Origin of the sequence: Dyella sp. RRB7 (assembly GCF_022761115.1) — a bacterium.
Lineage (GTDB): Bacteria > Pseudomonadota > Gammaproteobacteria > Xanthomonadales > Rhodanobacteraceae > Dyella.
The window spans coordinates 290,817-317,438 of sequence record NZ_JAKWJS010000004.1 but is presented as its reverse complement, the minus strand read 5'-3'; the positions used below and the strand labels follow the sequence as shown (position 1 = coordinate 317,438).

Sequence of the window (26,622 nt, the reverse complement as noted above, 5' to 3'; positions counted from 1 at the left end):
GTGGATCACCTCCGCACCCTGCGACTGGATGATGCGGCGCATGATGTTGATGGCCGCGTCGTGGCCGTCGAACAGGCTCGCGGCGGTGACGAAACGCAGGGGGCGGGTTTCCGCCTGGGCGGCGCTGGCGGGAACGTGCTGGGCGGGGGAACTCATGGGGACTCCAAGACTGCGTATGCGTCGAGTTCCCGATTTTAGTGGATGGTTACGTTCGGAACATGTTGCGGCGCAGAGCAGCCCTGGTTCACGACGGTTTGGGGGCCGTTGCCGCAGCGACCGTGCGCACGAGTATCGTGCGCGCCTCAGGCGTCGCCGAATGGCAGGTTCGGCGACGACACCACCCGTTCGCCCACCGTCTCGCCACGCAGGAAAGCGAGCGAGGCGTCGATCACTTCCGGCGCGTCCAGCACATGGTGATGTCCCAGCCCCTGCGTGGTGAGCAGGCGCGCGCCGTGCCAGTGGCGCGCGTAACGTTCGCCTTCGGCCCAGGGCACGTCGCGGTCGTCCAGGTCGTGCACGATCAGCGCCGGCTGGCCGAGCGAATGCAGGTGGCGGTGTACCTGCAGGTCGTGGATGTTGGTGCCGGTCATGCTTTCGAGGCTGTCGTGCAGGCGCTCCCGCAGATGCTCGCCCAGGTGCACGAATCGCGTGAAGCGTTGCGTGGCCGCCACCGGATCGGCCGCCGGTGCGATCAGGATGAGTTTGTCCGCACGCCACGCATCGCCCTGTGCCAGCGTCACGGCGGCGCCGCCCAGCGAGTGGGCAATGGTCAACGCGGCATTGCCGAAATGCCGCCCGACATCGCGCACCGTGTTGACGAAATCCGGCAGCGAACAATAGCGGCCGCCACTCTTGCCATGCCCCGGCTGGTCAAACGCCACCAGCGCATAGCCCTGCGCGCGCAGCGACGCCACCCACGGCAGGTAGCGCAGGCCAAAGCTCGACCAGCCGTGCACCAACAAGGCGTAGGGCTGGCGTGCGGGGTCGCCCCATACATAGGTGGCAATGCGCTGGCCGCCGATGTCCAGCTCACCCTGCAGCATGTCCTGGCTGGGCTGGGCGCGCTGGGCACGCGCACGGCTGCTGGCAAACGGCGTGACGAACAGGCGCACCGCCTGATCCACCGTGCGCGCCGGCGCCAAGCGGCTGCCGAGCGCAAAACCGACGCGCACGGCCCCCAATTTCAACGCTTGCGAGGCCGGATGGCGTTTGGCGGCGTTGGGCGTGGCGTGGCGATTCATGGCGCAGTGCTCTTGACGGGTGGGATGCCATAGCTGGCAAGCAATCGCTCGAAGCCCACCTGCGCGTGACGGCTGGCTTCGTCATAGCCGAACAGGCCGGCGTCGTGATGCAGGCACAGCATCAGCGCATAGATCTCGAAAGCGAGCTGGGGCGCATCGGTGTCGGCGCCGAGTTCGCCGTTCTCCACCGCATGGCCGATGGCGCGGCACAGCTCATCACGCCAACCGTGCTGCTGCTGTACCACGGCGTCGTGCAGCGGGCCTTCGCGGCCGTCGTATTCACCGGTGGCGGTGAGCAGCACGCAGCCGCTGGCATAGTCGTGCCCCCACTTGATCCAGTTGGCCACCATGGCCCGCAGTCGTGGCAGCCCTCGCGGCAACGTCAGCGCCGGCCACTTCACGTTCTGCAGGAAGCGCAGCTGGGCCGCCTTGAGCACGGCCAACTGCAGATCCTCGCGGGAGCCGAAGTGGGCAAACACGCCGCTCTTGGACATGCCCACCCGCTGCGCGATGACGCCGATGGAAAGCCCCTCCAGCCCCTCGACGCGGGCCAGTTCGAAGGCGTGGTCAAGAATCAGCTCGCGCGTGGTGGCGCGCTTGCCCTGGGGCGCGATGGTGCTCATGGCGCATAAATAGCACGACCGTTCGTTCTTTTCCAGGAGCGTCGATTTATGAACGAGAAGCGCAACTTCCCCCGCCCGAACCTGAACAAGCCTGCCCCTTGGGGTCAACTGAGCGTGAAAACTCTCGTTTCCCGCCATGAGGCCGCAGCGTGCGGCAACCACCAGGAGAACGTCATGCAGAGCATTACCCGCAAACTCGCCCTGCTTGCTGCACTGGGTATCGTCAGTGCCGGCGCCGTGTATGCCCCGACCGCCGCGGCCGGCGTTTCGGTGGCGGTGGGCATCAACGTCGCGCCGCCCGAGCCGCCATACGAAGCCGTGCCGCCGCCGCGCCCGGGCTATGTGTGGGCGCCGGGCTATTGGCGCTGGGAAGGCCATCGCCATGTATGGGTGAGCGGCTACTGGATTCCCGCCCGTCCGGGCTTCGTCTATCACCACGCCCGCTGGGAACAGGCCCATGACGGCTGGCATTTCCACGAAGGTTATTGGGGCCACTGAGCCGGCAGCGACTTGCGGCCGTCGCCCGGCCTCCCATCGCCTGCCGGGCCAGGCACATAGCGCAAGCGGACCGGCCGGCGGCGCGCAAGTGACTCGACCGGCATTCGCAAGTCCTTGCTAGTCCTGCCAAAAGGGGGACATCGCGGCACGCTCCAGGAAAGGTAAGCCTCAGCAAGTCACGGCATCTTCTCGCGGTACTACTCTCTCTTTCACAAAGGCAGCTTCCCCTATGTCGATTCGTCTAGTCGCCCTTTGCGCGATCACCTTGATGGCCAGCGGTTGTGTCGTCGAGCAGCCCGCCCCGCGCCCCCGCCCGGTAGTGGTGGAGCGCGAGCCCGCCCCGCGCGAATACGTGGAGGTGGTCGCGCCGCAGCCGCCGCCGGTCGAGATCGTGGAAACCGAACCGGCGCCGCGCCCGGGCTATATCTGGGCCCGCGGTTACTGGCACTGGAACGGCCGCCAGTACGTGGCTGCGCGTGGTCACTGGGAAGCCGTGCGTCCGGGCTACCACTACGTGCACCCGCACTATGAGCACCGCAGCGATGGCTGGCACCTCAATGTCGGCGTGTGGGTGGCTGGCTAAAACCACCACCCGTCGCCATGGACGCCCCGCACTGCGGGGCGTTTTTTTGCCCGGGCGGCCGCCATACGGAAGCGACTTGCTGCGCCGCGGCAGCAGTTTGCCCCGGCGCGTATTAGAATTGCCGACTTGATTCATCGCCCCAGCCCCGCTGGGGCGTTTGAGTTTCAGGCCGTTTCAAGCCTTGGCGGGACCGCGCTGGACCGTTCCCGCCTCCATTCCAAAGCGCCGTCCCCAAGGCGCTCAAAACGTGGAGTCACCGTTCCAATGATTTTCGAAACCATCGCCAAAACGGGTCACGAAGAAGTCGTCTTCTGCCACAACCAGGACGCCGGCCTGAAGGCCATCATCGCGATCCACAACACGGTGCTGGGCCCTGCGCTCGGCGGCCTGCGCATGTGGCCGTACAAGAGCGAGCAGGACGCGGTGAACGACGTGCTGCGCCTGTCACGCGGCATGACCTACAAGAACGCCGTGGCCGGCCTGAACCTGGGCGGCGGCAAGGCCGTGATCATCGGCGATCCGAGCAAGGACAAGTCCGAGGCGCTGTTCCGCGCATTCGGTCGCTTCGTCAACTCGCTCAACGGCCGCTATATCACTGCCGAAGACGTGGGCATCGACGTCAACGACATGGAATACGTGTTCCGTGAAACCGAATACGTCACCGGCGTGCACCAGGTGCACGGCGGCTCGGGCGACCCGTCGCCGTTCACCGCGTTCGGCACGCTGCAGGGCCTGATGGCCGCGCTGCAGGTCAAGCACGGCAACGAAGACGTGGGCAAGTACAGCTACGCCGTGCAGGGTGCCGGCCACGTGGGCAGCGAGTTCATCAAGCTGCTGCGCGAACAGGGCGCCAAGGTGTTCGTCACCGACATCAACAAGGATGCCGTGCAGCGCTGCGTGGATGAGCTGGGCTGCGAAGCCGTGGGCCTGGACGAGATCTACGACGTCGACGCCGACGTGTACTCGCCGTGCGCGCTGGGTGGCACGCTCAACGAGCACACCATCGACCGCATCAAGGCCAAGATCATCTGCGGCGCGGCCAACAACCAGCTGGCCACCGACGCCATCGGCGACGAACTGCAGCGTCGTGGCGTGCTGTACGCACCCGACTATGCGGTCAATGCGGGCGGCGTGATGAACGTGTCGCTGGAAATCGACGGCTACAACCGCGAGCGCGCGATGCGCATGATGCGCACCATCTACTACAACCTGGGCCGCATCTTCGAGATCTCCAAGACCCAGGGCGTGCCGACCTACAAGGCGGCCGACCGCCTGGCCGAAGAGCGCATCGAAGCCATCGGCAAGATCAAGCTGCCGACCATGGGCAACCATGGCCCCCGCTTCGCCGGTCGCATGCGCGGCCAGTAAGCGGCAACAGCTTCACCTGGAAGCGCCGGCCCTGTGGCCGGCGTTTTCTTTTGGCGGGTATTGGCTCCCACTGGAGCGCGACAGCGCTTATGCTGGCGCGCATGTCTGCTGCCTCCCTCGCCGACCGCTGGCGCCACCTGCGCGGCTCTGACCGCTACCCCGAATGCCTGCGCGTATTGCTTGCGCTGGGTGGCGTGGTGACCTGGTGTTTCGCCACCGGCCATATCGATACGGTGATTTCCGCACTGCTTGGCGTGATCGCCTGCGCGCTGGCGGAAACCGAGGATCACTGGCGCAGCCGCCTGGGCACCCTGCTGGTGACGCTGGCCTGCTTCGCGGTGTCGTCGTTCGCGGTGCAGTGGCTGTTTCCCTACCCGCTGCTGTTCGCCATCGGCCTGCCGCTGTCCACCTTCGTACTGGTGATGCTTGGCGCCATCAGCGAGCGCTACGCCACGGTGGCGGGCGCCACGCTGCTGCTGGCGGTGTACACCATGATCGGCGCCGACCAAGGCGGCGCGACGCTCCATCCATGGCACCAGCCCTTGCTCCTGCTGGCGGGCGCCGCCTGGTATGGCGTGCTGTCGCTGCTGTGGAGCGTATTGGCGCCGCAACAGGCGGTTCGGCATGCGCTGGCGCGCCTGTTCGACGCACTGGCTGCGTATCTCGAAGGCAAGGCGGCGCTGTTCACCCCGGTGCATGGCGTGGATCGCGAAGCGCTGCAGCTGTCCCTGGCGATGCAAAACGAGCGCGTGGTGGAAGCGCTCAACGAAACGCGCCTGATGCTGATCGACCGCATCGGCTCGCGGCGTCCTCGCGGCGCCACCGCCGCTCGGCTGCGCTTGTATTTCATGGCGCAGGATATCCATGAGCGCATCAGCTCTGCGCATTATCCCTACGACGTGCTGGCCGAGGTGCTGTTTCATAGCGACCTGCTGTTTCGCTGCGAGCACCTGTTGCGCCTGGAGGCGCAAGCCTGTCGCCAGCATGCCGATGTGCTGCGCCTGCGCCGCGAAACACCGGTCACCAGCGACTCCCATGCGGCGGTGGAAGACCTGCGTGGTGCGCTGGCCGCGTTGCGCGAGCTGACGCAACCACCCGCCGCCCATCTGCTGCGTACGCTCGATGCCCTGGTGAGCAACCTGTCTGCCATCCAGGCGCAGCTGGCGGGCGAACCGCGCGCCGGCATGCCCGCCGCCGGCGCGGAAAGCGCGCTGCAAAACCCCGCCCCCCTGTCGCTCGGCGAGGCCTGGGGGCGTATTCGCATACAGCTGACGCCGCGCTCGTTCCGCTTCCGTCACGCGGTGCGGCTGGCCATCGCGCTGCTGGTCGGCTACGCCGTGCTGCATCTGGTCCATCCGCGCAACGGCTACTGGATTCTGCTGACCACACTGCTGGTTTGCCAACCCAGCTACGGAGCCACGCGATTACGGCTGTTGCAGCGGGTGAGCGGCACGGTGATCGGACTGCTGCTCGGCTGGATAACGCTGCGCCTGCTGCCATTCGGGCCATGGCAGATGCCGCTGATCGTGGCGTCGGGCGTGATGTTCTTCGCCACGCGCCTGCGCCGCTACCCCACGGCCACCGCCGCCATCACGCTGTTCGTAGTGCTTTGCTTCAACCAGGTAGGCAATGGTTACGACGTGATGCGGCCACGGCTGCTCGACACGCTGATCGGCGCCACCATTGCCGCGCTGGCGATGCATTTCGTGCTGCCCGACTGGCAGGGCCGCCGCTTCGATGAGGTGCTGGCCGACATGGTGCGCAGCGATGCGCGCTATCTGTCCCGCATCATCGCGCAGTACCTCGACGGCCGACGCGATGACCTGGACTACCGCGTGGCCCGCCGCGACGCGCACAACGCCAACGCGACACTGAGCACCGTGCTGGCCAACATGCTGCGCGAACCGGGGCAGCATCGGCGGGGCAGTGAAGTGCTGCTGCGTTTTCTGGCCGCCGCCCACACGCTGCTGGGCCAGCTCTCGGCGTTGGGCGTGAACCGGCAGGCCATCACGGCCGTCGCCGCGCGCGAGGCGGTGACACAGGCCGGGACGCTGGCCGTCGACGCACTTGAGCAACTCGCCGATGCGTTGGCCAACGGGCTCGACGCCATGCCGGTGGCCGGCAATGCCTCGCTCACCGGGGTGCTCGCCACCCAAGATGGTGACGACACCACCCGACTGGTGCTGGGCCAACTCGCCCAGGTGCTTGCCCAGCGCGACCGGCTGGCCGAGCTGGCGAACGACTTGCACGGCGGTTGAACTCGCGCGCCGCTTGGTGCGACGCGCAAAGGGTTGTCACGTCGGGCGCGTTACCATTCGCCCGATTCGTTTCTCTGGAGTACAAGGCATGCGTCCGTTCCCGCTGGGTGAAGAGCTCGATATGTTGCGCGAGAGCGTGCACGCATTCGCCGAAAAGGAGATCGCCCCGCGCGCGCATCACATCGATCGCGAAAACCAGTTCCCGCCCGACCTGTGGCGCAAGCTTGGCGAGATGGGCCTGCTCGGCATCACCATTCCCGAGGCCTACGGCGGCAGCGGCATGGGCTTTCTCGCCCACCTGGTGGCGATGGAAGAGATCTCGCGCGCGTCCGGCTCGGTGGGCCTGTCCTATGGCGCGCATTCGAACCTGTGCGTGCAGAACATCTTCCACAACGGCAACGAGGCGCAGCGCCGCAAGTACATCCCCAAGCTGTGCTCGGGCGACTACGTGGGCGCGCTGGCGATGAGCGAACCGGGCGCCGGTTCCGACGTGGTCGGCTCGATGAGCTGCAGGGCCGAGAAGAAAGGCGACGTGTGGGTCGCCAATGGCTCGAAGATGTGGATCACCAACGGCCCGGATGCCGACGTGCTGCTGGTGTACATGCGCACCGCCCCGCGCGCGGCCGGCAGCCGCTGCATGACCGCCTTCATCGTCGAGAAGGGCATGCCGGGTTTCAGTACCGCGCAGAAGCTCGACAAGCTCGGCATGCGCGGCTCCAACACCTGCGAACTGGTGTTCGAGGATTGCGAGATTCCCGCCGAGAACATCGTCGGCGAAGTGAACGAAGGCGTGCGCGTGCTGATGAGCGGCCTGGATACCGAGCGCCTGGTGCTCTCGGGCGGCCCCATCGGCATCATGCAGTCGGCCATGGATATCACCCTGCCCTACGTGCGCGAGCGCAAGCAGTTCAACGCGCCCATCGGCACGTTCGGGCTGATGCAGGGCAAGGTGGCGGACATGTACACCGCGCTGCAGTCGTCGCGCGGCTTTGCCTACATGGTCGCGCAGCAGTTCGACAGCAACGTGAGGTCGCGCATCGATCCCGCCGCGTGCCTGCTCAATGCCTCGCAGAATGCGGTGAAGGTGGCGCTGGAAGCCATCCAGGCGCTGGGCGGCAACGGCTACATCAACGAGTACCCCGCGGGCCGACTGCTGCGCGACGCGAAGCTCTACGAGATCGGCGCCGGCACCAATGAAATCCGCCGCATGCTGATCGGGCGCGAGTTGTTTCACGGCAAGGCGTAAGACCTTTTCCCCTCCCCCGAAAGGGAGAGGGGAAAAGCGGCGCGCCTAGAAATTCAGCCGGTAGTTGAGCATGCCCATCATGCCGTCGCCGCGTTGTCCGAAGTACTGGTCCATGCCGAATTGCAGGCTGGAGCGGGCCGACATGGTCCAGTCCAGGGTGAGTCCCGCCTGGCTCTGGTAACGCGAGAGGCCAATGCCGCCGACCGGTGCCCACTGGTCAACCCCGGTGAAGCTGGCGTCGAACACATCGCCATGCGTGGCAAACGCCTGCTGCCACTGCAACCGACCCTGCAGGCTCAGGCTGCCGCCACCGGCCAGCGACCAGGTATGTCCGGCACGCACGCCCACGCCAGCCTGCCAGCGCTCCACCGTCTGCGAGGCCGACTTCAGGCCAAATCCGTCGCCGCCGAACTCGTTGAAGCCATCGCGCTCGATGCGGGCGTACTGCAGATTGGCGAAGGGTGTGAACTGCACGCCACCGAGCGCAGCGTGGTAACCGCTTTCGCCATAGGCCACGTCATAGCGACCGTTGGTGTCGCTGGCGACACCCGCCACGTCGCTGCCCAGTTCGAGGTGGCGGCGCATGTCTTCGCGGTAGGTGCCCACACCAAGGCGTCCCATGGTGTACCAGGCATCCTGCACGAAGCCGGCATAGAGCATGCCTTCGACGGCGCGACTTTGCCCCTGGTCGGCGTATTCGGCCAGACGACCCAACCCCTGGCTTTGGCTGACCGCAAAACCGAACACGCCGTTGCTGCCGAAGCGGCGATCCTGGCCGACCATCCAGCCACTGAGGTCATAGCCCACATCGCCATAGCCGCTGCGGCTCATGCTGCCGTGATAGCCCAGGGTCTGCGCCCAGCCTCCCGTGGCGCGCGTGGTCACGAGATCATCGAAATGATCGGACAGCGCACGCGTGCCCGCGTCGATGGCCTCGAAGGTCATCTCCGCACTGGCGGCGTGTAACTGGCCCGAGAGGCTTTCCAGCGAGCGCTGCAATGCTGCGGTGGATGCGGTCTGTTGCAGGCTGGCAGCACTGTTGACGAAGCCGGTGGGCACGGGACCACCAACTCCGCCACCGCCGGCCTGCGCGACCTGCGCATTGATCTGGCTGAAGGCATTGTCCACGCGCTGGGCCGCGCCGAACGAGGCCGCGGTGTAGTTCATGCCGGCGACGGCGCTGGCCTGCACCTGGCTCACATTGAGCCACGCGCTGCTGCTGTTGTAGTTGAGCGTGGCGCTAAGCAGCACGCCCTGGGCAACATCGAGGCCCGAAAATTGCCCGGTCAATCCACCAGTAGCCGTCAGCACCTCGGTGTGCGCGTTGGCCACGTAGCCCTGCTTGGCGCCGATCACGTAGAGATCGCCACCGGCGAGGAACGCGTTGCCATCGACGCGCAAGGCCGAGCCCAATTCCAGCGCCAGTCGCCCATTCTGCGCATTGGTCGGGGCCAGTCCCTGGTAGTAACTGCCACTGACATGCACGTCACCACCGGCCACGACCAGCGTGCCGGTGTTCTGCACATCGGCGCCGAAGCTGTGCGCATCACGCATCACGGCGTCGACGTTGTCGATATACAACGGCCCGGGAATGGCCGGTGCCGACAGCGTGCCGTGCACGACGCGCGTGGTGCCCTGGTAGGTAAGCGTGTTGGTCAGCGTCAGCGTGCCGGTGCCATCCTTGATCAGGCCGCCCGCGCCGCTGATGGGGTTACTCCAGGTGGAGTTGGTATTGAGGATGACATCGAAGTCGCCCCAGTCGAACCGGCCCGGCCCCTTCACCGCCTTGCCCACGTCAAGCAGGCCATAGCCATACACCGGATCCACGCCGGGCGCGCCGAGATCGTCGGCGGTGCCCAGCAGGGTCTGACGAACCTGGTCGTTGGTGAAATACGGGAACGCCTGCCATACCAGCGCCGCCGCGCCCGATACCTGGGGGGCCGCCAGCGAAGTGCCTTCCACGATCCAATAGGTTTGCTTGCTGGCCGTGTCGTCCTTGCCGCTCACGATCACGTCGCCCGGCGCTGCCAGGCAGTAGTTCATGGCGACGCCGCACTGGTTGGAATAGCTCTCCAACTGGGTTGGATTGTTGCTGTTGACCGCCACCACGGTGAGCCAGCCTTTCTCGAGGTCGGCGGCGCCCTGGAGGCTGGGCAAGGCAGCGATCGTGCTGGGGTTGGCCTGCGAGTCATTGCCCGCGGCGAATACCACCAGCCCACCCCAGCTATTGATGTAGGTGCTGTAGGCGTCGTGGAAGCTTTGGGTGGTGGCCGTATCGGACGCACTCCAGGTGATGCCGCCCCAGGAGTTGTTCATGACCTTCACGCCGTTCTTGATGAGGTCGGCATTGATGGACTTGAACGGGGATGCATCGATGCTGGTAACCGTGGACGGCGGCGTCTTGCCATCATCATCGGGCGCCTTGTCCGAAATGATACGCGCCGACACCAGGCTGGCACCGGAGGCGATGCCGCCGGCGAACTTGTCGAAGGGCTTGCCCGCAGCGATTTCCGACACCCAGGTGCCATGGCCGATAACGTCGTCGATGGCCGTGTTGTTGGTGGACGGATCGATGTAGATCAGCTCTTTCGTCACCCGTCCGGCCAGCGCCGGATGGGTGCGCATGACGCCCGTGTCGACGATGCCGATGGTGATGCCCGTGCCATCGAAGCCTGCGGCATGCGCCGCATAAGTATGGGTGATCGACAGCTGCGCATCCGCCGGCGGCTGGTTTGCCGGCGGGGTGGTGGGTGGGCTGGTGGGTGGCGTGGTCGGAGGTGTAGTGGGTGGTGTTGTCGGCGGACTGGTCGGGGGCGTATAGCCGGATCCAGGGGGCGTATAGCCAGGGCTTGGCGGCGTATAAGGTTGCGACGGCTTGACGTTGCCGTTACCACCTCCACCGCAAGCGCTCAATCCCAGCGCCATCCATACCAACACGGAAACCTGGCGGTACCGCAGTCCGCCCAAGCTACTATCCATAGCCTTCCCCTGCGCCCATCCGGGCGATCCATTGCATCCTGGCGTGGCGTTTCCCTTCCGGGCTCCGCCCGCGCCTCCTGAGGATATGTTCGCACAACCTTGCGGGGAAAGTTTCCACGCCGGTTCGTATGGATTGAAGGGCAACAGGGGCCCGTACAACAGGAGCACTCGCCAGCCTGGGGCAGCCCAAGCCGGCCTATCGGGGCTTTATCGCGAGCCCTCCACGCTCCCCGTCGGGACGTGGAAGCAAGGCGTGTGGTGCCGTGTCAGAACGACAGGCGATAGTTCAGCGTGTCCATCTTGCCGTGGTCATGCTGGGCCACGTATTGGTCGAGGCCGAGTGACAGGGTGGAACGCCGCGACATGATCCAGTCCAGGCTCATGCCGGCATCGCCGCCATAGCGCGACAGGCCGATGCCGCTCACCGGCGCCCATTGGTTGAGCACGGCAAAGCTGGCATCGAGCACGTCGCCACGCATGCTGAAGGCGCGTTGCCACAGCAGATGCGTTTGCACGCTCAGGCTGCCGCCACCGGCCAGCGACCAGTCATGGCCGGCGCGCAGGCCGGCACCCGCCTGCCAGCGCTGCACTGTTTGCGAGGCTGCCTTGAGGCCAAAGCCGTCGCCACCCAGCTCATCGAAGCCATCGGTCTGGATATTCGCGTACTGCAGGTTGAGGTATGGGGTGACCTGCAGGCCACCCAGCGACAGGCGGTAGCCACTCTCGCCATAGGCGATGTCATAGCGCCCGTTGGTGTCGCTGGCCACGCTTTCCACATCGCTGCCCAGCTCGAGGTGGCGGCGCATGTCCTCGCGATAGCTGCCAACACCAAGGCGCCCCAGCGCGTACCACTGGTTCTCCACCAGGCCGCCGTAGAGCATGCCCTCGACGGCACGGCTCTGGCCCTGGTCGGCAAACTCATCGAGGCGCCCCAGGTTCTGGCTCTGGCTGACCGCAAAACCAAGCACGGCATTGCTGCCGAAGCGGCGGTCCTGTCCCACCATCCAGCCGCTCAGGTCGTAGCCGACATGGTCGTAGCCGCTGCGACTCATGCTGCCGTAGTCGCCGAGTGTCTGGGTCCAGCCGCCCACGGTCGATGCATCGCCGAGCTGGTCGAAACGGCTGGAAAGCGCGCGCGTGCCGGCATCCATGGCGTCGAAGGTCATGGCGGCGCTGGCTGCGTGCAATTGTCCCGAGAGGCTCGACAGCGACTGCTGCAGCGCGCTGGCCGTGGCGGTCTGCTGCAGGCTCGCCGCGCCGTTGACGAACGATGTCGGCACCGCTCCGCTGGTGGTGCCACCCTGCCCCGTCTGGGCATTGATCTGGCTGAAGGCCGCATCCACGCGTTGGGCTGCCGCGAAGGAGGCCGGGGTGTAGGTCGCCCCGGTCACCGCCGTGGCCTGTACCTGGCTGACGTTCAACCAGGCATCGTTGGCGTCGTAATTGAGCGACGCGGTGAGCAACACCCCCGTGGCCTCGTTGAGCGCGGAGAACGTACCGGTGAGGCCGCCTTTGGCCGTCAATACATCGGTATGTGCGTTGGCCTGGTATCCCTGGTTCGCGCCGGTGACGTACAGATCGCCCCCGGCAAGACTCGCCGTGCCGGTGACCTGCAACGCCGAACCCAACGACACGGCCAGGCGCCCCGCGCCCTGCTGGAGGTAATTGCCGCCCACGGTGACATTGGTACTGCCCACCGCCAGCACGCCCGCATTGGTGACCGAGCCACCGATCGTTGGCGTGCTGCTCAACACGCCTTGTGCGCCGATGCTCACGCTGGAAGCCAGCGAGTTGGCCACCAGCATGCCGCCCTGTACCTGGGTGAGGCCGGTGTAAGTGGAGGGCTGGGTGAGGGTCAACGTGCCGGTGCCTTGCTTGATCAGGCCACCCGCGCCGGAGATGGGGTTGTTCCAGTTGGACGTCCCGCTGAAGCTGACCGTGACATCGCCCCAATTGAATTGCTCGGGACCGTTCACCGCCTTGGCCACATCCAGTTCGCCATAACCGAAGGTGGGGTTGGGCTGCGAACCACCCAGCGGGTCGGCCGTGCCCAACAGGGTCTGTCGTACAAGGTCGTTGGTGAAGTAGGGATAGGCCTGCCACACCAGTGCGGCGGCACCGGAAACCTGTGGCGCGGCCAGCGACGTGCCTTCGACAATCCAGTAGGTCTCGTTGGCGGTGCTGGTGTCGCTCTTGCCACTGACGATGACGTCGCCGGGAGCCCCCAAGCAATAGTTCATCGCGACGCCGCACTGGTTGGAATAGCTATCCAGTTGCGTGGGGTTGTTGCTGTTGATCGCCACCACGGTCAGCCAGCCCTTCTCCAGGTCCGGCGCCAGGCTGGGCAGCGAGGCCAGCGTATTGGGATTGGCCTGCGAATCGTTGCCCGCGGCAAACACCACCAGGCCGCCCCACGAGTTGATGAAAGTGTTGTAGGCGTCGTGATAGCTCTGCGTGGTGGCGGTGTCGGTCGAACTCCAGTTCGCCACGCTCCAGGAGTTGTTCATCACCTTCACGCCATTGGCGATCAGGTCGGCGTTGACCTGGCTCAGTGAGATGTTGTCCGAGCTGGTCACCGTGGTCGTGGTGGTGGAGCCGTTATCGTCGGGCGCGTTGTCGTCGATGATGCGTGCCGAGACGATGTCCGCCCCCGGCGCGATGCCACCGACGAACTGCCCGAACGACGCACCCGCGGCGATTTCCGCCACATAGGTGCCATGTCCGTTCGCGTCGTCGACAGCGAGGTTGTTGGTCGTCGAATTGACGTAGGTCAATTCCTTGATCACCCGGCCCGCCAGCGCTGGCTGGGTGGCCATGACGCCGGTATCGACCACGCCGATGGTGACCCCGGCGCCGGTATAGCCGGCCGCATGCGCCGCACTGGCATGGGTGAGGGTCAGCTGGGCATCCACGGGAGGCTGGGCCACGCTGGACGACGAGGGTGGCGTCGACGGCGGCGTTGATGGCGGCGTCACCGGTGGTGTCGGCGGCGTCTGGGTCGATTTGACGTTGCCGCCACCGCCACCGCACGCGCCCAAGCCCAGCGCCAGCCACACCAGCACCGCCGCGCGGCGGTACCGCAAGCCCTGCATACCCATATTCATGGAGTCCCCCACCCCTCACCACGTAGCGTGGCAACCGTTCAAAAGCTCGCCCCTGGCCCTGCGACCCGGGCAGGCAAATAGTCGCACAACGAAATCGCAACTAAATGTCGGCAAGATCGCGCTGCTATCGCAAACAGCCCCGGTTTGCCCCTCCCGCGGGGGCACTGCGATAATTGACCGGTTATCAGCCGGGCAGCCCCTGCCCCATCAAGTACTTGCGGAGATCCCCATGTCGGACGTCAGCGTTGTCATCGTTGGTGCCAAGCGCACAGCCATCGGCTCCTTCCTCGGCCAGTTCACCGGCGTGCCCACTCCCACCCTGGGTGCCACCGCCATCCGTGCCGCACTGGAGCAGTCGGGCCTGGCACCGGCGGAGGTGGGCGAGGTCATCATGGGCTGCGTGCTGCCCGCCAACCTCGGCCAGGCCCCTGCCCGCCAGGCGTCGCTGGGCGCCGGCCTGCCGGTCGGCACCGGCTGCACCACCATCAACAAGGTGTGCGGCTCGGGCATGAAGGCGATCATGCTGGGCCATGACCTGATCAAGGCCGGTTCGGCCGCCATCGTGGTGGCCGGCGGTATGGAGTCCATGACCAATGCGCCGCACATGGTCAACGCGCGTACCGGCATCCGCTATGGCGATGGCACGCTGGTCGACCACATGGCCTGGGATGGCCTGACCAATCCCTATGACGGCAAGGCCATGGGCGTGTTTGGCGAGCTGTGCGCGGACAAGTACCACTTCACCCGTGAAGAGCAGGACAAGTTCTCCACCGAGTCGGTGGAACGTGCCAAGGCCGCGCAGCAGTCCGGCGCCTTCGCCGATGAGATCGTCCCGGTCACCGTCTCCAGCCGCAAGGGCGACGTGCAAGTGGACACGGACGAGCAGCCGGGCCGCTCCGACACCAGCAAGATCCCGACGCTGAAGCCGGCCTTCCGCAAGGAAAACGGCACCATCACCGCGGCAAGCTCGTCCAGCATCTCCGACGGCGCCGCAGCCGTCGTGCTGCTGTCGGCGGACGACGCCAAGGCCCGTGGGCTCAAGCCGCTGGCCCGCATCGTGGCGCATGCCACCCATTCGCAGGAACCGGAATGGTTCACCACCGCCCCGGTCGGCGCCCTGCACAAGGTGCTGGAGAAGGCCGGCTGGAAGGTGGGCGACGTCGACCTGTTCGAGATCAATGAGGCCTTCGCCGTGGTGGCCATGGCCGCCATGCGCGAGCTGGACATCCCCCGCGACAAGATCAACGTCAACGGCGGCGCCTGCGCACTTGGCCATCCGATCGGCGCCAGCGGCGCCCGTCTGGTGGTCACCCTGCTCAATGCACTGAAGACCCGCGGCCTCAAGCGTGGCGTGGCATCGCTGTGCATCGGCGGCGGCGAAGCCACGGCCGTCGCGGTGGAGCGTCTGGACTGATACGCTGTCACCGCGGCTGGTTGGCCATCCGCCCATGAAAGCGGGTTAACCGGTTTCGTCGCTTTACATACAAAGATGTGGCGCATTTTCCACGAAAGCGCTATTAATACGCCCGCCAAACGGCATTCCACGGCAAAGGAGATTCAACATGAAGTTCACGCGTACCCTACTCGCCTCCGCGCTCGTCGCGCTGCTGGCGGCTTGCAGCAACGGCGCGCAGGATTCCGCGCAGGATGCTCAGAAGTCCGCTGACCAGGCTCAGCAGGCTGCTGACCAGGCTCATCAGGCTGCTGCAGCTGCGACCGCTGCTGCCCCGGCTGCTGCTCCGGCCTCGACCGCTGCGGCTCCGGCTGCGGCTCCGGCCGAACAGCCGGCTCCGGCACCGGCTTCGACCGCCGCTGCACCGGCTGCTGCTTCGACCGCTGGTCACTAAGCAGTTCCGTGTACTTCCGAAAACCGGCCGCCTTGTGCGGCCGGTTTTTTTTGTGCGGCCGCCATGCTGCGTTGCCGATTTAGCCCGCGCACGCCGACCGCTATCATCCCGTTTTCTTTCGAACGGCAGCCCCCATGAGCGTCATCGCCTCGCAGATCGACCCGCGGTCACCCGATTTCCAGGCCAGCAGCACGCAATTGCGCGGCCTGGTGGAGGACCTGCAGCGCGAGCTGGCGCGTAGCGCCGAGGGCGGCGGCGACAAGGCCCGCGAGAAGCACACCGCCCGCGGCAAGCTGCTGCCGCGCGAGCGCATCCGGGCCTTGCTCGATCCGGGTTCGCCGTTCCTGGAGCTGTCGCCGCTGGCCGCCCATGGCATGTACGACGACGCCGCACCCGCCGCCGGCATCATCACCGGTATCGGCCGGGTGAACGGCCTCGAAGTGGTGGTGGTGGCCAACGACGCCACCGTAAAGGGCGGCACCTATTTCCCGATGACGGTGAAGAAGCATCTGCGGGCGCAGGAAGTCGCGCTGGAAAACCGCCTGCCGTGCATCTACCTGGTCGATTCCGGCGGCGCCTTCCTGCCGCTGCAGGACGAGGTGTTTCCGGACAAGGAGCATTTCGGCCGCATTTTCTACAACCAGGCACGCATGTCGGGCCTGGGCATTCCGCAGATCGCCGTGGTGATGGGTTCGTGCACGGCCGGCGGCGCCTATGTGCCGGCGATGAGCGACGAAACCATCATCGTGCGCGAGCAAGGCACCATTTTCCTTGGCGGCCCGCCGCTGGTGAAGGCGGCCACCGGCGAGGTGGTGGATGCCGAGGCACTGGGCGGTGCGGACGTCCATACGTCCGTCTCCGGTGTGGCCGACCATTTCGCCGAGAACGACGCCCACGCGTTGTCGATTGCCCGCGACATCGTCGCCAGCCTCAACCGCAAGAAAGCGATGCCCTTGGCGCTGCGCCCGCCCGTCGAGCCGCTGTATGCACCGGAAGAACTCTACGGCGTGATTCCGCAGGATACGCGCCGCCCGTTCGATATCCGCGAGGTGATCGCGCGCGTCGTCGACGGCTCGGAGTTCCATGAATTCAAGGCGCGCTACGGCAAGACGCTGGTGTGCGGCTTCGCGCATATCCACGGTTACCCGGTGGGCATCATTGCCAATAACGGCATCCTGTTTTCCGAATCGGCGCTCAAGGGCGCGCACTTCATCGAGCTGTGCAACCAGCGCAACGTGCCCTTGGTGTTCCTGCAGAACATCACCGGCTTCATGGTCGGCAAGAAGTACGAGAACGCAGGCATCGCCAAGGACGGCGCCAAGATGGTCACGGCGGTGGCCTGCTCGCATGTGCCCAAGTTCACCGTGGTGATCGGCGGCAGCTTCGGCGCGGGGAACTACGCCATGTGCGGCCGCGCCTATGGCGCGCGCTTCCTGTGGATGTGGCCCAACGCGCGCATCAGCGTGATGGGCGGCGAACAGGCCGCCTCCGTGTTGGCCACGGTGCGTCGCGACGGCATCGAGGCCAGCGGCAAGAGTTGGAGCGCGGAAGATGAGGAAGCCTTCAAGGCCCCCATCCGCGACCAATACGAACGCCAGGGCCATCCCTACTACGCCAGCGCTCGCCTGTGGGACGACGGCATCATCGACCCGGCGGATACGCGGCGGGTGCTCGGCCTGGCCATCTCGGCGTCGCTCAACGCGCCGATCGAGCTGCAGCGCTACGGCGTGTTCCGCATGTAAGCGCGTGGCCTAGGCAAGACTTTGCGCACTACCTATCACCGTCGCCTCGATACGGTGCAAGTCGAGCACCACGATGTCGTTATGCCCCTTGCGCAACCACGCGGCAGGGCAATACAGGCGTTGCTGCGGGCCGATGCGCCAGTAGCGTCCCAGCAACTGGCGATTGACCCAGACATAGCCTTTGTCCCAAGCGCTCATGTCCAGATAGCAATCGCCGACCTCGGCCAGCTCAAAGCCGACCCGGAAGAACAGGCCGGGTTGGCCGGTCGGCTCACGCAATGGGCGAAGCGCGGATAGACAATCCGGCGCCAGCGGCAAGCTGTGGACATCCCAGCCCTGCACGGCCTGCCCATCCACGCGGATGGCGCCGAGGATGCCCTTGCGGTCGGCCATCGCGGCGCCATAGCCCACGTGTCCGAAGCTATCCACCAGGATATCGAGCATGGCCTCGTCGCCAGGTGGCAGCGCGATCGGCGCCTGGGCCCGCAACCCCGGCTTCTGTACGCGCGACAGATAACCCAGATAGCGGCCACCATGGCTGATGGTCGCGTAGTCACGCACCCCGTCGACCTCCAACGTGGCGCCGCCACGCAAGCGGCGGCGATACAGCACCATGCCGTGGTCCTGCCCGAACAGCAGCTCGTTCGCCTCGGGCTGCTCGACATGGCGCGCCGCGGGCAGGTTGCCCCACAGCGAGGCCCATGGCTGCGCCTTCAACTCGGGTAGCTCGATGGCGGGTGGGGTCGAGGGAGGCTCGGGCAGGCGCTGGCCCAATGCCGCGCCGATCATCTTGCGGAATCGATGATAGTCGGCCGTGGCCGCGCCACGCTCATCGATCGGTGCGCCATAGTCATAGCTGGTGATCACCGGTTCGAAGTTGCCGTAGTCGCGATGGGCGTTGGCGCCGGCGCCGAAACCGAAGTTGGTGCCGCCGTGCACCACGTACAGATTGAACGAACGCCCCTGCTTGAGCAGTTGCTGCAACGTATCGACATAGTCGCCGCGCTGGAACGTGGCATCGCCCCAATGCGTCAGCCAGCCGGGATAACCCTCGCCCACCCACACGGGCGCATCGCCAGCGAAGTGCTGGGCCTGGGCGAAGTCGGTATCACCATCCAACCCTAACGCCGTGCCGGGCAGGTAGGTGCGTTCCTGGTTCAACTGGCTGAGGCCATCGGAGATGGCGAATGGACCTTCGATACCGCGCTCGCGCCACATCGAGCGCAGCTGCTCCAGATAGGCCAGGTCATGCCCGAACGAGGCGTACTCGTTCTCGATCTGCACCATCAGGATGGGGCCGCCGCGACTGGCCATCAGTGGCGCGATACGCGGAGCGATGGCATCGAAATAGCGCGTCACCGCCTGCATGTAGCGCGCGTCGTTGCGATCGCGCACACGCATATCCGGCTCGCGCAGCAGATAGGGCGGCAACCCGCCGTAGTCCCACTCGCCGCAGATATACGGCCCCGGCCGCAGGTAGACCCACATGCCGTGCGCGGCGCAGCGCTGAATGAAATGGGCGAAATGGCGGTTGCCGCTATCGAGATCGAACACGCCCGGCTGCGATTCCAGCGCGTTCCACATCAGGTAGATGGCGATGGTGTTGAGGCCCATGGCCTTGGCCATCTGGATGCGATGATCCCAGTAGTCGACCGGGATGCGGATCGGATGCATCTCGCCGCTGCGGATCTGGAACGGCTGGCCATCGAGCAGGAAATGCTGCCGGGACAACGCGAAGCGGTGTGGCCGTCCATCCGGCCTTGCATCGCTGACGGGGCCCAGCGGGGCCGTAGCGGCCATAAGGCGTTGCCCCATCGCCGCGAACGGCATCAAGGCGGTCAGGCGTAGAAAGTCCCGTCGCTGCACGGCTCGCTCCTTTTTCCGGCAGGTGTTGTCGTCTGAGTGGGGCAGCCACGCGTCTGCGCAACCGCCCCACTCCGTTCCCTTAGCTTCCCGAATCCGGCGTCAGCTCCAGGGTCATCACCTGGAACGGCGCCAGCGTCAGCGTGCTGGGTTGGTCCGCGTCCAGCTGCAACACCGGCTTGCCCGCTTCGTCCTGCCATGGACTGCGTGCGCTGAAGCGACGCGCGGTACCCGGCGGCAACTCCAGCTGGCGCGCAAGGTCCACCACCACCAATTGCGCCTTTGCGTCGGGGTTGCGCATGGTGATGATCGCCTTCTTCGGCGTCCATGATGCCCAACCATAGACATCCAGCCGCGCCGGATCGCCGCCGATCCAGTGAGTGTCGCGCAAGACATCCGCGTTGGCCCGTGACCAGCGCGCCGCCTCCGCCAGCACATCCCAGTCCTGCGTGCTGAGCAGGTCGGGCGTGATGTACATCTCCTGCAGCTGCGTGCCGCTGCCGAAATACGAGCGCACCTCGTTGGCGAAGTCATGACCCGGATCGGTGTTGAGCCGGCGATTCTCCTTCGCGTAGATGATGCCGTGGAGCATCAGCGAGTTCAGCGGATACAGCGGCCCCTTCACCACGATGTTGTGGTACGTCTCGCGGTCGCGATAGGTGATCCAGCGCTCGCGCTTGCTGCCCACGCCGGTGAGGTCATCGTCCTCGCCATCGCGCCAGATCGAGTCCGCATAGCGCAGCCAGAACGGCGAGGCGGTGGTGCCGGTGGTGAGGTTGATGAAGAGATCGGGCTTGGCGTCACGCAGGTCATCGATCAGCTGGATCGCCGCGTCGAAATCGCTGCTGAAGCGGCTGCCCGGAAATACCTTGTCGGCATTGCCGGTGCCGTCGAACTTGAACTGGTTGATGCCGTCGTTCTTCACCAGCTCCATGGTGGCGTCGTGGAAGCGCTGGTAGTACTTCGGCCCCGACAGGGCCAGGCCACCGTCGATGATTTCGTAGCCGGCCGCCTGCCCGTTCCTGACACGCTCCTGTTTGGGCGGCCCGTAACCGCCCCAGGGTGACAACCACATGCCCGGGGCGGCGCCGTACCTGGCCGCCGCGTCGCGCAGCGGGGCGAAGCCATGCGGAAAATCCTTGCTGAAGTGCCAGCTGCCGCTGCGATCGTCCCAGCCATCGTCGAACAGGTAGGAATCGAGCTTCACCCCGCGCTTGACGCTCAGCTCCTCGCCGAAGGCATGGATGCGATCCAGTGCCTGCGCCTCGGTATACGGCGTGAAGTAGCCAATGTCGTACCACGAGTTGTAGTGCAGGAAGGTGCGGTACGGATGAGCGCGCTCGCGCTCGATATAGGTAAGAAAGTCACGCCGCAGCTGGTTGTCGTGGGTCACGCCGACCACCGCCGAATAGGTGATCGATTGCCCCTTGAGCAGCGGCAGGCCGCGCTCGATCCACAGCCGCACCTGCCTGCCGTGCACTTCGCTCGACGAAAGCGGATGCTCGAAACCGAAGTAGTCATGCCCCGCCACCACCGGCGAGCCCTGCACGGTGCCCACCACCTCGGCATCGTCGGCCTGCGCCTGCAGCAGGGAAACCTTGCTGATGTTCTCGTCCTGCTTGAGCGCCGTGACGGTCACGATGGCGCGCAGATAGTCGGAACCCTCGCGCTGCACCCACTGCCAGTCGATACGGAAGCGCCCGTCGGCATCGCCGAAGGTCGCCTGCACGGCCCGGCCAGGTAGGCGTTCAGCCAGGCGCGAGGCCTTGGGATCGGCCTTCAATTTGATTTCTTTCGGTGGTGTCAGTACCCGCAGATCAGCCATGCCCAGCTTGCTGCCATCGGCCATGGTCAGCTCGATCGGCGCGGTCAGCGGCAGGGTCTGCCGATTGATGCGGTCTGTCACCGTCATATCGGCCACGCGACCGTCACTGAGCTTCCAGCTTGCCGCGATCGCGGCATTGCCGAATTGCCCGTCGGCGGCAAACGCCGGCGACATCGACGCCATGCATCCCGCGAGCAGTGCTGCTGTCAACGCGCGGCGCATGGGAGCATCAACGGCGCGCTGGAAAGAAACAGAAAACATGCCAGGACAACCTCTCGGGCAAGTCCGGTCGGATACGAAACACCCTAACCAACCGGAGTGGACATACACCGCAACCGACGGTCGCGGCCATGGAGTGCGGCGCCCGGGCGGGCGCCGCAGGGGGATTTACTGGAACGTATAGCGCAATACCAGCTGGGTCGTACGCGGCACCTGCCATGTGGCCGCCCCATAGCTCGGGTTGAGCGCCCAGACGCCATTGGTCGGCAGGCTGCCGGTGTCATAGATCTGGTTGGCGTCGATCTTGCCCTGGCGGTTGGTGATGTTCTGCACCTGCAGGTCCAGGCTCAGGTGATTGTCCGCATTGATCGCCCAATCGTAGCCAACGCCCAGGTTCCATTGCCAGAAGAGCGGCAGCCGGCCGGCGCTGCCCAGCGGCGCGGGCACGCCGTTGCAATAGTGGCTGGCCGCGCCATAAAGCTCGGCCGGATTATTGATGTCGGGATAGGTGCCCAGGCAGCTCAACGGCTCGCCGGTATGCATGTCGAGCGTGCTGCCCACGCGCAAACCGGAGCGGAAGTAATACACGCCGTTGATGTTGAGCGAGTGGCGGATATCGCCGGCCAGATCGCCGCTGCCGTACTCCATCAAGCCCGGAAAATCCCAATAGATCTGCTCGCCGGGGCCGGTGCCGGTACGCGTGCCCAGGTTCAACAGGCCATCGTCGTTGCCGTACAAATGCGCCCACGTATAGCTCACGTCGAGAAAGTAAGGCTCGTCGCTGGTGCGTTGATGGGTCAGCTCCAGCGTGAGGTGTCCATACTTGCGCTTGGGCGCGGGACCGAACACGTTGCCGGGAATGGTGAGCTGCTCGAGCTTGCCGTCACCGTTGTAGTCGCGGGTAAACACCTGGGCGATGCCCGGATTGAAGATGGGGCAGCCGCTCACATCGACGTAGTTGGGAAATCCATGGGCGTTGGCATAATCGGTGATGCCCTGGTCATAGCAGGTGTCGTCGATGATGCGCTTGAGCGAACTGAAGCCGACCTCGGCCTCGCCCGACCATGCACCGGCCAGCTGCTGCTGCAGGTACACCTGCAGCTCGTACTGGTAAGGCGCCTTGATGTTGGAGGTGGCCACGTTGTAGTAGGTCGGCGCCTGGCCGTTGATCAAGGTGGACTGCGGCCCGATCTGGGTCAGTCCGGTGGGCGCCATGGTGACCGGGTCCATGCCCGTGTAGGTGTAGTAACGATGCCATTCGTATACCGCACCGGCGGCACCGTTGTTGACGCTGGAGGGAATGGCCAGCGCGTACTTGCCCAGGTTCACGCCCAGCTTGGTCGAGCTGTCGCCGTGCACGTCCCACGCCAGGCCCAGGCGCGGCGAGGTGATCGGCATGCGCAGGAAGTTCTGTCCGTCGACGTTCTTGTTGATGAACGTGTCGAAGCGCGCGCCCAGGTAGATCACCCAGCGCTCGGCGACCTGCCAGTAGTCGTCGATGTAGGCCGCCTTGTTGACCGTTGAGAATGCACCGCCCGTGCGCTCGTAGAACTGGTCCACGTAGCTGCCGTTGGCGGGTGCGGGCGAACCGTTGGGCAGGATCGAACCGGGCCGGTCGTAGTAAGTCCACTCGCCGCCATCGGTGGTGGTGATGGTGTTGTTGATGTAGTGCTTGTAGTGCTCGGCACCGATGGTGATCTTGTGGTCGCCCAGGTTCCAGCTGAAGTCGCCCTTGAAGCCACGGCGGTAGTACTGGAACGGGAACAGCTGGTTCGGCGTGCTGGTGACGCCGATGTTGCGCGAGATGTTGGTGACCGGATCCACCTCGGTGACATAGGGCAAGCCGGTGCCGGAGTCCGACGTGGGGCTCAACGAAGACTGGCTGAGATAGCCGCCCATCAGGCGCAGGCTCATGTCCTCGTTGATCTGCCAGTGGTAGTTGCCGATCAGGAACTGGTTCTTGACCTTGGTCTGGTTCCAGCCGAAGTAGTCGCCCACCGAACTCGGGTCGTAATCGGTATCGAGCTTGTACTGGTTGCTGAAACTATTGTTCCAGTCCTTGTAGCCGGCAATGTTCAACGACTGGTTGTTGGTGATGTTCCAGGTCAGGTTGAGCAACGCATTCTTGTCGCGGTCGGTGGTAAGCGACTGGAAGTTCTGCGAGTACGTCGTGAACTGGTTGTTCGGGCTATTGCCCAGCATGGCGAAGAAGAACAGCTTGTCCTTCACTATCGCACCTGACGCCCACAGGTACTGGCCCGATGTGGCGGCCTGGCCCGAGGGCGTGCCCGGCGCCGGGCCCTGATAGCCGGGCGGCAGGCCCGTGACATTGGCGCCGTGCGTATTGGCCGAATCAAATTCGTAATAGCTGCCATCGGAGGCGAACGAATCGTGCCGGCGCGGATTCAGCAGGCGCGAGGTGGGCGGCGTGAAATACAGCGAGTAGCCCGCCTGGAAATCATTGCTGCCTTGCCGGATGGTTGCCGACATGATGCCGCCGGTGGCATTGGTCCAGCCGACGGAGCCATTGCTGCTGAGCACCTGCACCGAGCTCAATGCTTCGGACGGCAGCGACGTCGCCCCCAAGCCGTTGTAGTCGTAGGTGGTATCGAATTCGTTGAAGTAGTAGCGGTTCTCGGCCGGGCTGGCGCCGCCCATCTGCACCAGTCCGGTGGTCTGGTCGTCATAGCGCACGTTCGATTTCAGTCGCGCAATGCTTTCCAGGCTGCGGCCGGTCGGCAGCTGGTTGACCGTATTCATGCTGTAGATATTGGAAACTTCCGGCGTGCTGACGTCGATCGGCAACACCTCGGTATCGTGCGAGGTGGCACTGACCGTCACGCCGGAGAGATTGGTCGCGTTGGCACTGGCGGCTGCCGTGGCGGCGGCGGATATGGCCGGTACCGGCGACTGCACATTCGGATTCACTGTGACGGTACGCGTTCCTACGGCCTGACCGCCCTCGCTCACTGTCACCACGTACTTGCCGGGGTTGAGGCCGCCAAGACTGTAGCGGCCGTCATCGTCCGGCTGGATCTGCTTGCGATAACCCGTGGCGGGATTGCTCACCTCCACGGTAACGCCCTTGCCGGTTGGCTCCTTGCCGTAAAGGCCGCCCGTGATCGATTGCGCCTGGACCACCCCACCGAGCGCCAGCGCCAGCCCCAATGCCAGCACGGTCTTCCTGATACAGCGAGACTTGCTCCCCACTCCAGCTGCGTACATGCCTTGACCCTCATTTGTGTGTACTGGGCCACGCTGTCCGATGACTCTCCCCGACAGCGAAGCCCGCTACGAAAACGCCACGGATCACTCCTTCCCCGCGACCCCACATGGTTCCCGCCCGCCACGCGCCCGCTCCCGGCGCGCGACGTCCTGCTCACGCTCCCTGGCGTGTCACTTGCACACGTGCGCCGAGTGCCTCGACATCGGCCCGTCGTACGAATCCGGTTTCCTCGTTCATCGCATTGGCCGCGCCGCAGGCCACCGCCAGGCGCAGGGCCTGGTCGAACGGCAGGCCGCGCTGTTGTGCTACTGCGAGCCCGGCCAGGAAGCAGTCCCCCGAGCCCACCGCGTTTTCGCTATGCCGCAACGGCAGCGATGCATGCCACACCGCGTCGCCGTCGAAGCCCACGGCGCCCAGCGCACCCAGCGTCACCACCGGTCGCTCGGTGCCGCGCCCGTGCAGCGCGCGGACCAGCTCGGCAGCCTGTGCCACCGTGTCCACCGCCTTCCCGGCGAGCTGTGCGGCCTCGTCGCGGTTGGGCTTGATAAGCCATGCGCCGGCATCGGCCACATGGCGCAAAGCCTCGCCGCTGGCGTCGACCAGGCAGGGCAGCCCGTTGCCGCCGGCCTGGCGCACGATCTGCGCATAGGTATCGGCGTCGAAGCCGCGTGGAAGGCTGCCGGAAAGCACCACGGCATCACTACCATCGATGGCTCGCCACAAGGTATGCAGCAGTTGCCTGCACACGGCATCGGAAAGCAGCGGGCCCGGGTCGAGCACTTCGCTGATGCGCCCATCGCGCTCGCGCAGCGCCAGGCATTGGCGCAATTCACCGGTGGCCTCCACGCCGTGGAACAGCACGCCGCGCTCGCTCATGCGACGTGCGATGAAATTGCGATGCATGCTGTCGACCAGGCCCACCAGTTGCACCGGCTCACCGAGCGCGGCGATGGTCTGCGCCACATGCACGCCTTTGCCACCCGGGTAGCTGCGTACGGCGGTCGCGCGCTGCACGCTGCCCGGCTCCAGCACGTCGAGCGTCACCAGACGATCGATCGCCGTATTGAAGCCGCCCACGGTGATCACGGCGCGCCCCCGAGCAACTCGCGTACCTCGGCCTCGCTGCCCTGGCGAGCGGTGCCGCCGATGCCACGCGTGGAGAGCGAGCCACAGGCGCTACCCCAGCGCAGGCTGTCATGCAGCGACCTGCCGTGCCGCCACGCATGCAGGAAACCGGCATCGAACGAATCGCCCGCGCCGGTGCTGTCCACCACCTGCACCGCATGCGCGGGCACCGCCAGCAAGCTGTCGTCGTCCTGCAGGGTGATGCAGCCCTCGCTGCCGAGCTTCACCACGGTGCGGGTGTGACCGTTGGCCAGGGCACGCAGCGCATCCCGCGGATCGGACTTGCCGCTGATCGCGCAGGCCTCGCGTTCGTTGGGCAGGAACACGTCGACCAGCGGCAGCAGCGCAAGCAGTTCATCGCCCCAGCGCTGTCGCGGGTCGAAGCCAGGGTCCAGCGAGATGGTCAGTCCGAGCCCACGCGCACGGGCAAACAGCGCGTACAACCCGTCGCGCAAATGCTCTTGCAGGTAATACGACGACACATGCAGGTGACCGGCGCGCGCCAGCAGTTCGTCGCCCATGTGCTCGGCGCGCAATGCGCCGATGGCGCCGGCATAGGTCACCAGCGCGCGATCCTGGCGTGACGACAGCGCCACGGTGACGCCCGTCTGCAACGCGGCGTCCCGCGCGATGGGCGAGACGTCGATGCCCACGTCGCGCATCGCATCGACGCAGTAATCGCCCCAGCCATCCTGCCCCGTGACACCGGTGAAGACCACCGGATGACCCAGCCGCGCCAGGCCCATGGCACAGATCATCGACGAGCTGCCAGGCCCCTGCCGGAAACCCGTTGCGAGCACTTCACCGCCGAACTCGGGCAAGCGATCGCAACCGGTGAACACCAGGTCCACATTGATCTCGCCGGCCACCAGCAT

17 protein-coding genes are annotated in these 26,622 nt (G+C 65.6%); 8 read left to right on the top strand and 9 right to left on the bottom strand.

What is annotated here, in order from left to right; translation table 11 throughout:
• Nucleotides 1-302 precede the first annotated feature (302 nt).
• Both MJ606_RS12530 and MJ606_RS12525 read right to left on the bottom strand, forming a co-directional pair.
• A complete protein-coding gene (locus tag MJ606_RS12530) occupies nucleotides 303-1,241 on the bottom strand; it encodes an alpha/beta fold hydrolase (protein WP_243049851.1) in 939 nt (312 codons plus the stop codon).
• Nucleotides 1,238-1,864, bottom strand: a complete 627-nt coding sequence (locus tag MJ606_RS12525; RefSeq protein ID WP_243049850.1) for a TetR/AcrR family transcriptional regulator — start codon at nucleotides 1,862-1,864, stop codon at nucleotides 1,238-1,240. Before MJ606_RS12525 ends, MJ606_RS12530 begins: the two co-directional genes overlap by 4 nt.
• Nucleotides 1,865-2,038: 174 nt before the next feature.
• Between MJ606_RS12525 and MJ606_RS12520 the strand changes: the two genes are divergently transcribed.
• The 5 genes from MJ606_RS12520 (at nucleotide 2,039) to MJ606_RS12500 (ending at nucleotide 7,817) form a co-directional block, all read left to right on the top strand.
• A complete protein-coding gene (locus tag MJ606_RS12520) occupies nucleotides 2,039-2,362 on the top strand; it encodes a YXWGXW repeat-containing protein (protein ID WP_243049849.1) in 324 nt (107 codons plus the stop codon).
• A 229-nt stretch (nucleotides 2,363-2,591) separates the two neighbouring features.
• Nucleotides 2,592-2,945: a hypothetical protein gene (locus tag MJ606_RS12515; RefSeq protein ID WP_243049848.1), complete on the top strand. Its 354-nt coding sequence runs from the start codon at nucleotides 2,592-2,594 to the stop codon at nucleotides 2,943-2,945.
• A gap of 264 nt (nucleotides 2,946-3,209) precedes the next feature.
• Nucleotides 3,210-4,313: a Glu/Leu/Phe/Val dehydrogenase dimerization domain-containing protein gene (locus MJ606_RS12510; RefSeq protein WP_243049847.1), complete on the top strand. Its 1,104-nt coding sequence runs from the start codon at nucleotides 3,210-3,212 to the stop codon at nucleotides 4,311-4,313.
• A gap of 101 nt (nucleotides 4,314-4,414) precedes the next feature.
• On the top strand, nucleotides 4,415-6,571 hold the full coding sequence (yccS, locus tag MJ606_RS12505; RefSeq protein WP_243049846.1) for a YccS family putative transporter: 2,157 nt from the start codon (nucleotides 4,415-4,417) through the stop codon (nucleotides 6,569-6,571).
• 88 nt (nucleotides 6,572-6,659) lie between these two features.
• Nucleotides 6,660-7,817, top strand: a complete 1,158-nt coding sequence (locus MJ606_RS12500; protein WP_243049845.1) for an isovaleryl-CoA dehydrogenase — start codon at nucleotides 6,660-6,662, stop codon at nucleotides 7,815-7,817.
• A 45-nt stretch (nucleotides 7,818-7,862) separates the two neighbouring features.
• Here the strand turns inward: MJ606_RS12500 and MJ606_RS12495 are convergent, their stop codons facing one another.
• Both MJ606_RS12495 and MJ606_RS12490 read right to left on the bottom strand, forming a co-directional pair.
• The gene (locus tag MJ606_RS12495) at nucleotides 7,863-10,796 is read right to left on the bottom strand and encodes an autotransporter serine protease (protein ID WP_243049844.1); all 2,934 of its coding nucleotides are present in this window, start codon (nucleotides 10,794-10,796) and stop codon (nucleotides 7,863-7,865) included.
• Nucleotides 10,797-11,062: 266 nt separating this feature from the next.
• Nucleotides 11,063-13,900 (bottom strand): autotransporter serine protease, encoded by a 2,838-nt coding sequence (locus MJ606_RS12490; RefSeq protein WP_243049843.1) that lies wholly within the window; start codon nucleotides 13,898-13,900, stop codon nucleotides 11,063-11,065.
• A gap of 229 nt (nucleotides 13,901-14,129) precedes the next feature.
• On the opposite strand from MJ606_RS12490, the gene MJ606_RS12485 reads away from it, so the two are divergent.
• The 3 genes from MJ606_RS12485 (at nucleotide 14,130) to MJ606_RS12475 (ending at nucleotide 17,489) form a co-directional block, all read left to right on the top strand.
• Nucleotides 14,130-15,314: an acetyl-CoA C-acyltransferase gene (locus MJ606_RS12485; protein ID WP_243049842.1), complete on the top strand. Its 1,185-nt coding sequence runs from the start codon at nucleotides 14,130-14,132 to the stop codon at nucleotides 15,312-15,314.
• 148 nt (nucleotides 15,315-15,462) lie between these two features.
• On the top strand, nucleotides 15,463-15,747 hold the full coding sequence (locus tag MJ606_RS12480) for a hypothetical protein (protein WP_243049841.1): 285 nt from the start codon (nucleotides 15,463-15,465) through the stop codon (nucleotides 15,745-15,747).
• A 134-nt stretch (nucleotides 15,748-15,881) separates the two neighbouring features.
• On the top strand, nucleotides 15,882-17,489 hold the full coding sequence (locus MJ606_RS12475; protein ID WP_243049840.1) for a carboxyl transferase domain-containing protein: 1,608 nt from the start codon (nucleotides 15,882-15,884) through the stop codon (nucleotides 17,487-17,489).
• A gap of 9 nt (nucleotides 17,490-17,498) precedes the next feature.
• Here MJ606_RS12475 and MJ606_RS12470 read toward each other — a convergent pair whose 3' ends face one another.
• From MJ606_RS12470 to MJ606_RS12450, 5 genes are all read right to left on the bottom strand, one after another.
• Nucleotides 17,499-19,355 (bottom strand): beta-galactosidase, encoded by a 1,857-nt coding sequence (locus MJ606_RS12470; protein WP_243049839.1) that lies wholly within the window; start codon nucleotides 19,353-19,355, stop codon nucleotides 17,499-17,501.
• Nucleotides 19,356-19,434: 79 nt separating this feature from the next.
• Complete coding sequence (locus MJ606_RS12465; protein ID WP_243049838.1) at nucleotides 19,435-21,438, bottom strand: enterotoxin; 2,004 nt, start codon at nucleotides 21,436-21,438, stop codon at nucleotides 19,435-19,437.
• Nucleotides 21,439-21,564: 126 nt separating this feature from the next.
• A complete protein-coding gene (locus MJ606_RS12460) occupies nucleotides 21,565-24,573 on the bottom strand; it encodes a carboxypeptidase regulatory-like domain-containing protein (protein WP_243049837.1) in 3,009 nt (1,002 codons plus the stop codon).
• Between the two features lie 202 nt (nucleotides 24,574-24,775).
• On the bottom strand, nucleotides 24,776-25,708 hold the full coding sequence (locus MJ606_RS12455) for a 1-phosphofructokinase family hexose kinase (protein ID WP_243049836.1): 933 nt from the start codon (nucleotides 25,706-25,708) through the stop codon (nucleotides 24,776-24,778).
• Nucleotides 25,705-26,622 carry a carbohydrate kinase family protein gene (locus MJ606_RS12450; RefSeq protein WP_243049867.1) on the bottom strand — a complete coding sequence of 306 codons (918 nt, stop codon included), beginning with the start codon at nucleotides 26,620-26,622 and terminating at the stop codon, nucleotides 25,705-25,707. Before MJ606_RS12450 ends, MJ606_RS12455 begins: the two co-directional genes overlap by 4 nt.

What these genes read in the sequence shown, in the direction of transcription:
- MJ606_RS12490 (WP_243049843.1), bottom strand. Translation starts at nt 13,900, where the DNA reads ATGAATATGGGTATGCAGGGCTTGCGGTACCGCCGCGCGGCGGTGCTG.
- yccS (WP_243049846.1), top strand. Translation starts at nt 4,415, where the DNA reads ATGTCTGCTGCCTCCCTCGCCGACCGCTGGCGCCACCTGCGCGGCTCT.
- MJ606_RS12485 (WP_243049842.1), top strand. Translation starts at nt 14,130, where the DNA reads ATGTCGGACGTCAGCGTTGTCATCGTTGGTGCCAAGCGCACAGCCATC.
- MJ606_RS12475 (WP_243049840.1), top strand. Translation starts at nt 15,882, where the DNA reads ATGAGCGTCATCGCCTCGCAGATCGACCCGCGGTCACCCGATTTCCAG.
- MJ606_RS12525 (WP_243049850.1), bottom strand. Translation starts at nt 1,864, where the DNA reads ATGAGCACCATCGCGCCCCAGGGCAAGCGCGCCACCACGCGCGAGCTG.
- MJ606_RS12500 (WP_243049845.1), top strand. Translation starts at nt 6,660, where the DNA reads ATGCGTCCGTTCCCGCTGGGTGAAGAGCTCGATATGTTGCGCGAGAGC.
- MJ606_RS12495 (WP_243049844.1), bottom strand. Translation starts at nt 10,796, where the DNA reads ATGGATAGTAGCTTGGGCGGACTGCGGTACCGCCAGGTTTCCGTGTTG.
- MJ606_RS12480 (WP_243049841.1), top strand. Translation starts at nt 15,463, where the DNA reads ATGAAGTTCACGCGTACCCTACTCGCCTCCGCGCTCGTCGCGCTGCTG.
- MJ606_RS12465 (WP_243049838.1), bottom strand. Translation starts at nt 21,438, where the DNA reads ATGTTTTCTGTTTCTTTCCAGCGCGCCGTTGATGCTCCCATGCGCCGC.
- MJ606_RS12515 (WP_243049848.1), top strand. Translation starts at nt 2,592, where the DNA reads ATGTCGATTCGTCTAGTCGCCCTTTGCGCGATCACCTTGATGGCCAGC.
- MJ606_RS12510 (WP_243049847.1), top strand. Translation starts at nt 3,210, where the DNA reads ATGATTTTCGAAACCATCGCCAAAACGGGTCACGAAGAAGTCGTCTTC.
- MJ606_RS12450 (WP_243049867.1), bottom strand. Translation starts at nt 26,622, where the DNA reads ATGCTGGTGGCCGGCGAGATCAATGTGGACCTGGTGTTCACCGGTTGC.
- MJ606_RS12530 (WP_243049851.1), bottom strand. Translation starts at nt 1,241, where the DNA reads ATGAATCGCCACGCCACGCCCAACGCCGCCAAACGCCATCCGGCCTCG.
- MJ606_RS12520 (WP_243049849.1), top strand. Translation starts at nt 2,039, where the DNA reads ATGCAGAGCATTACCCGCAAACTCGCCCTGCTTGCTGCACTGGGTATC.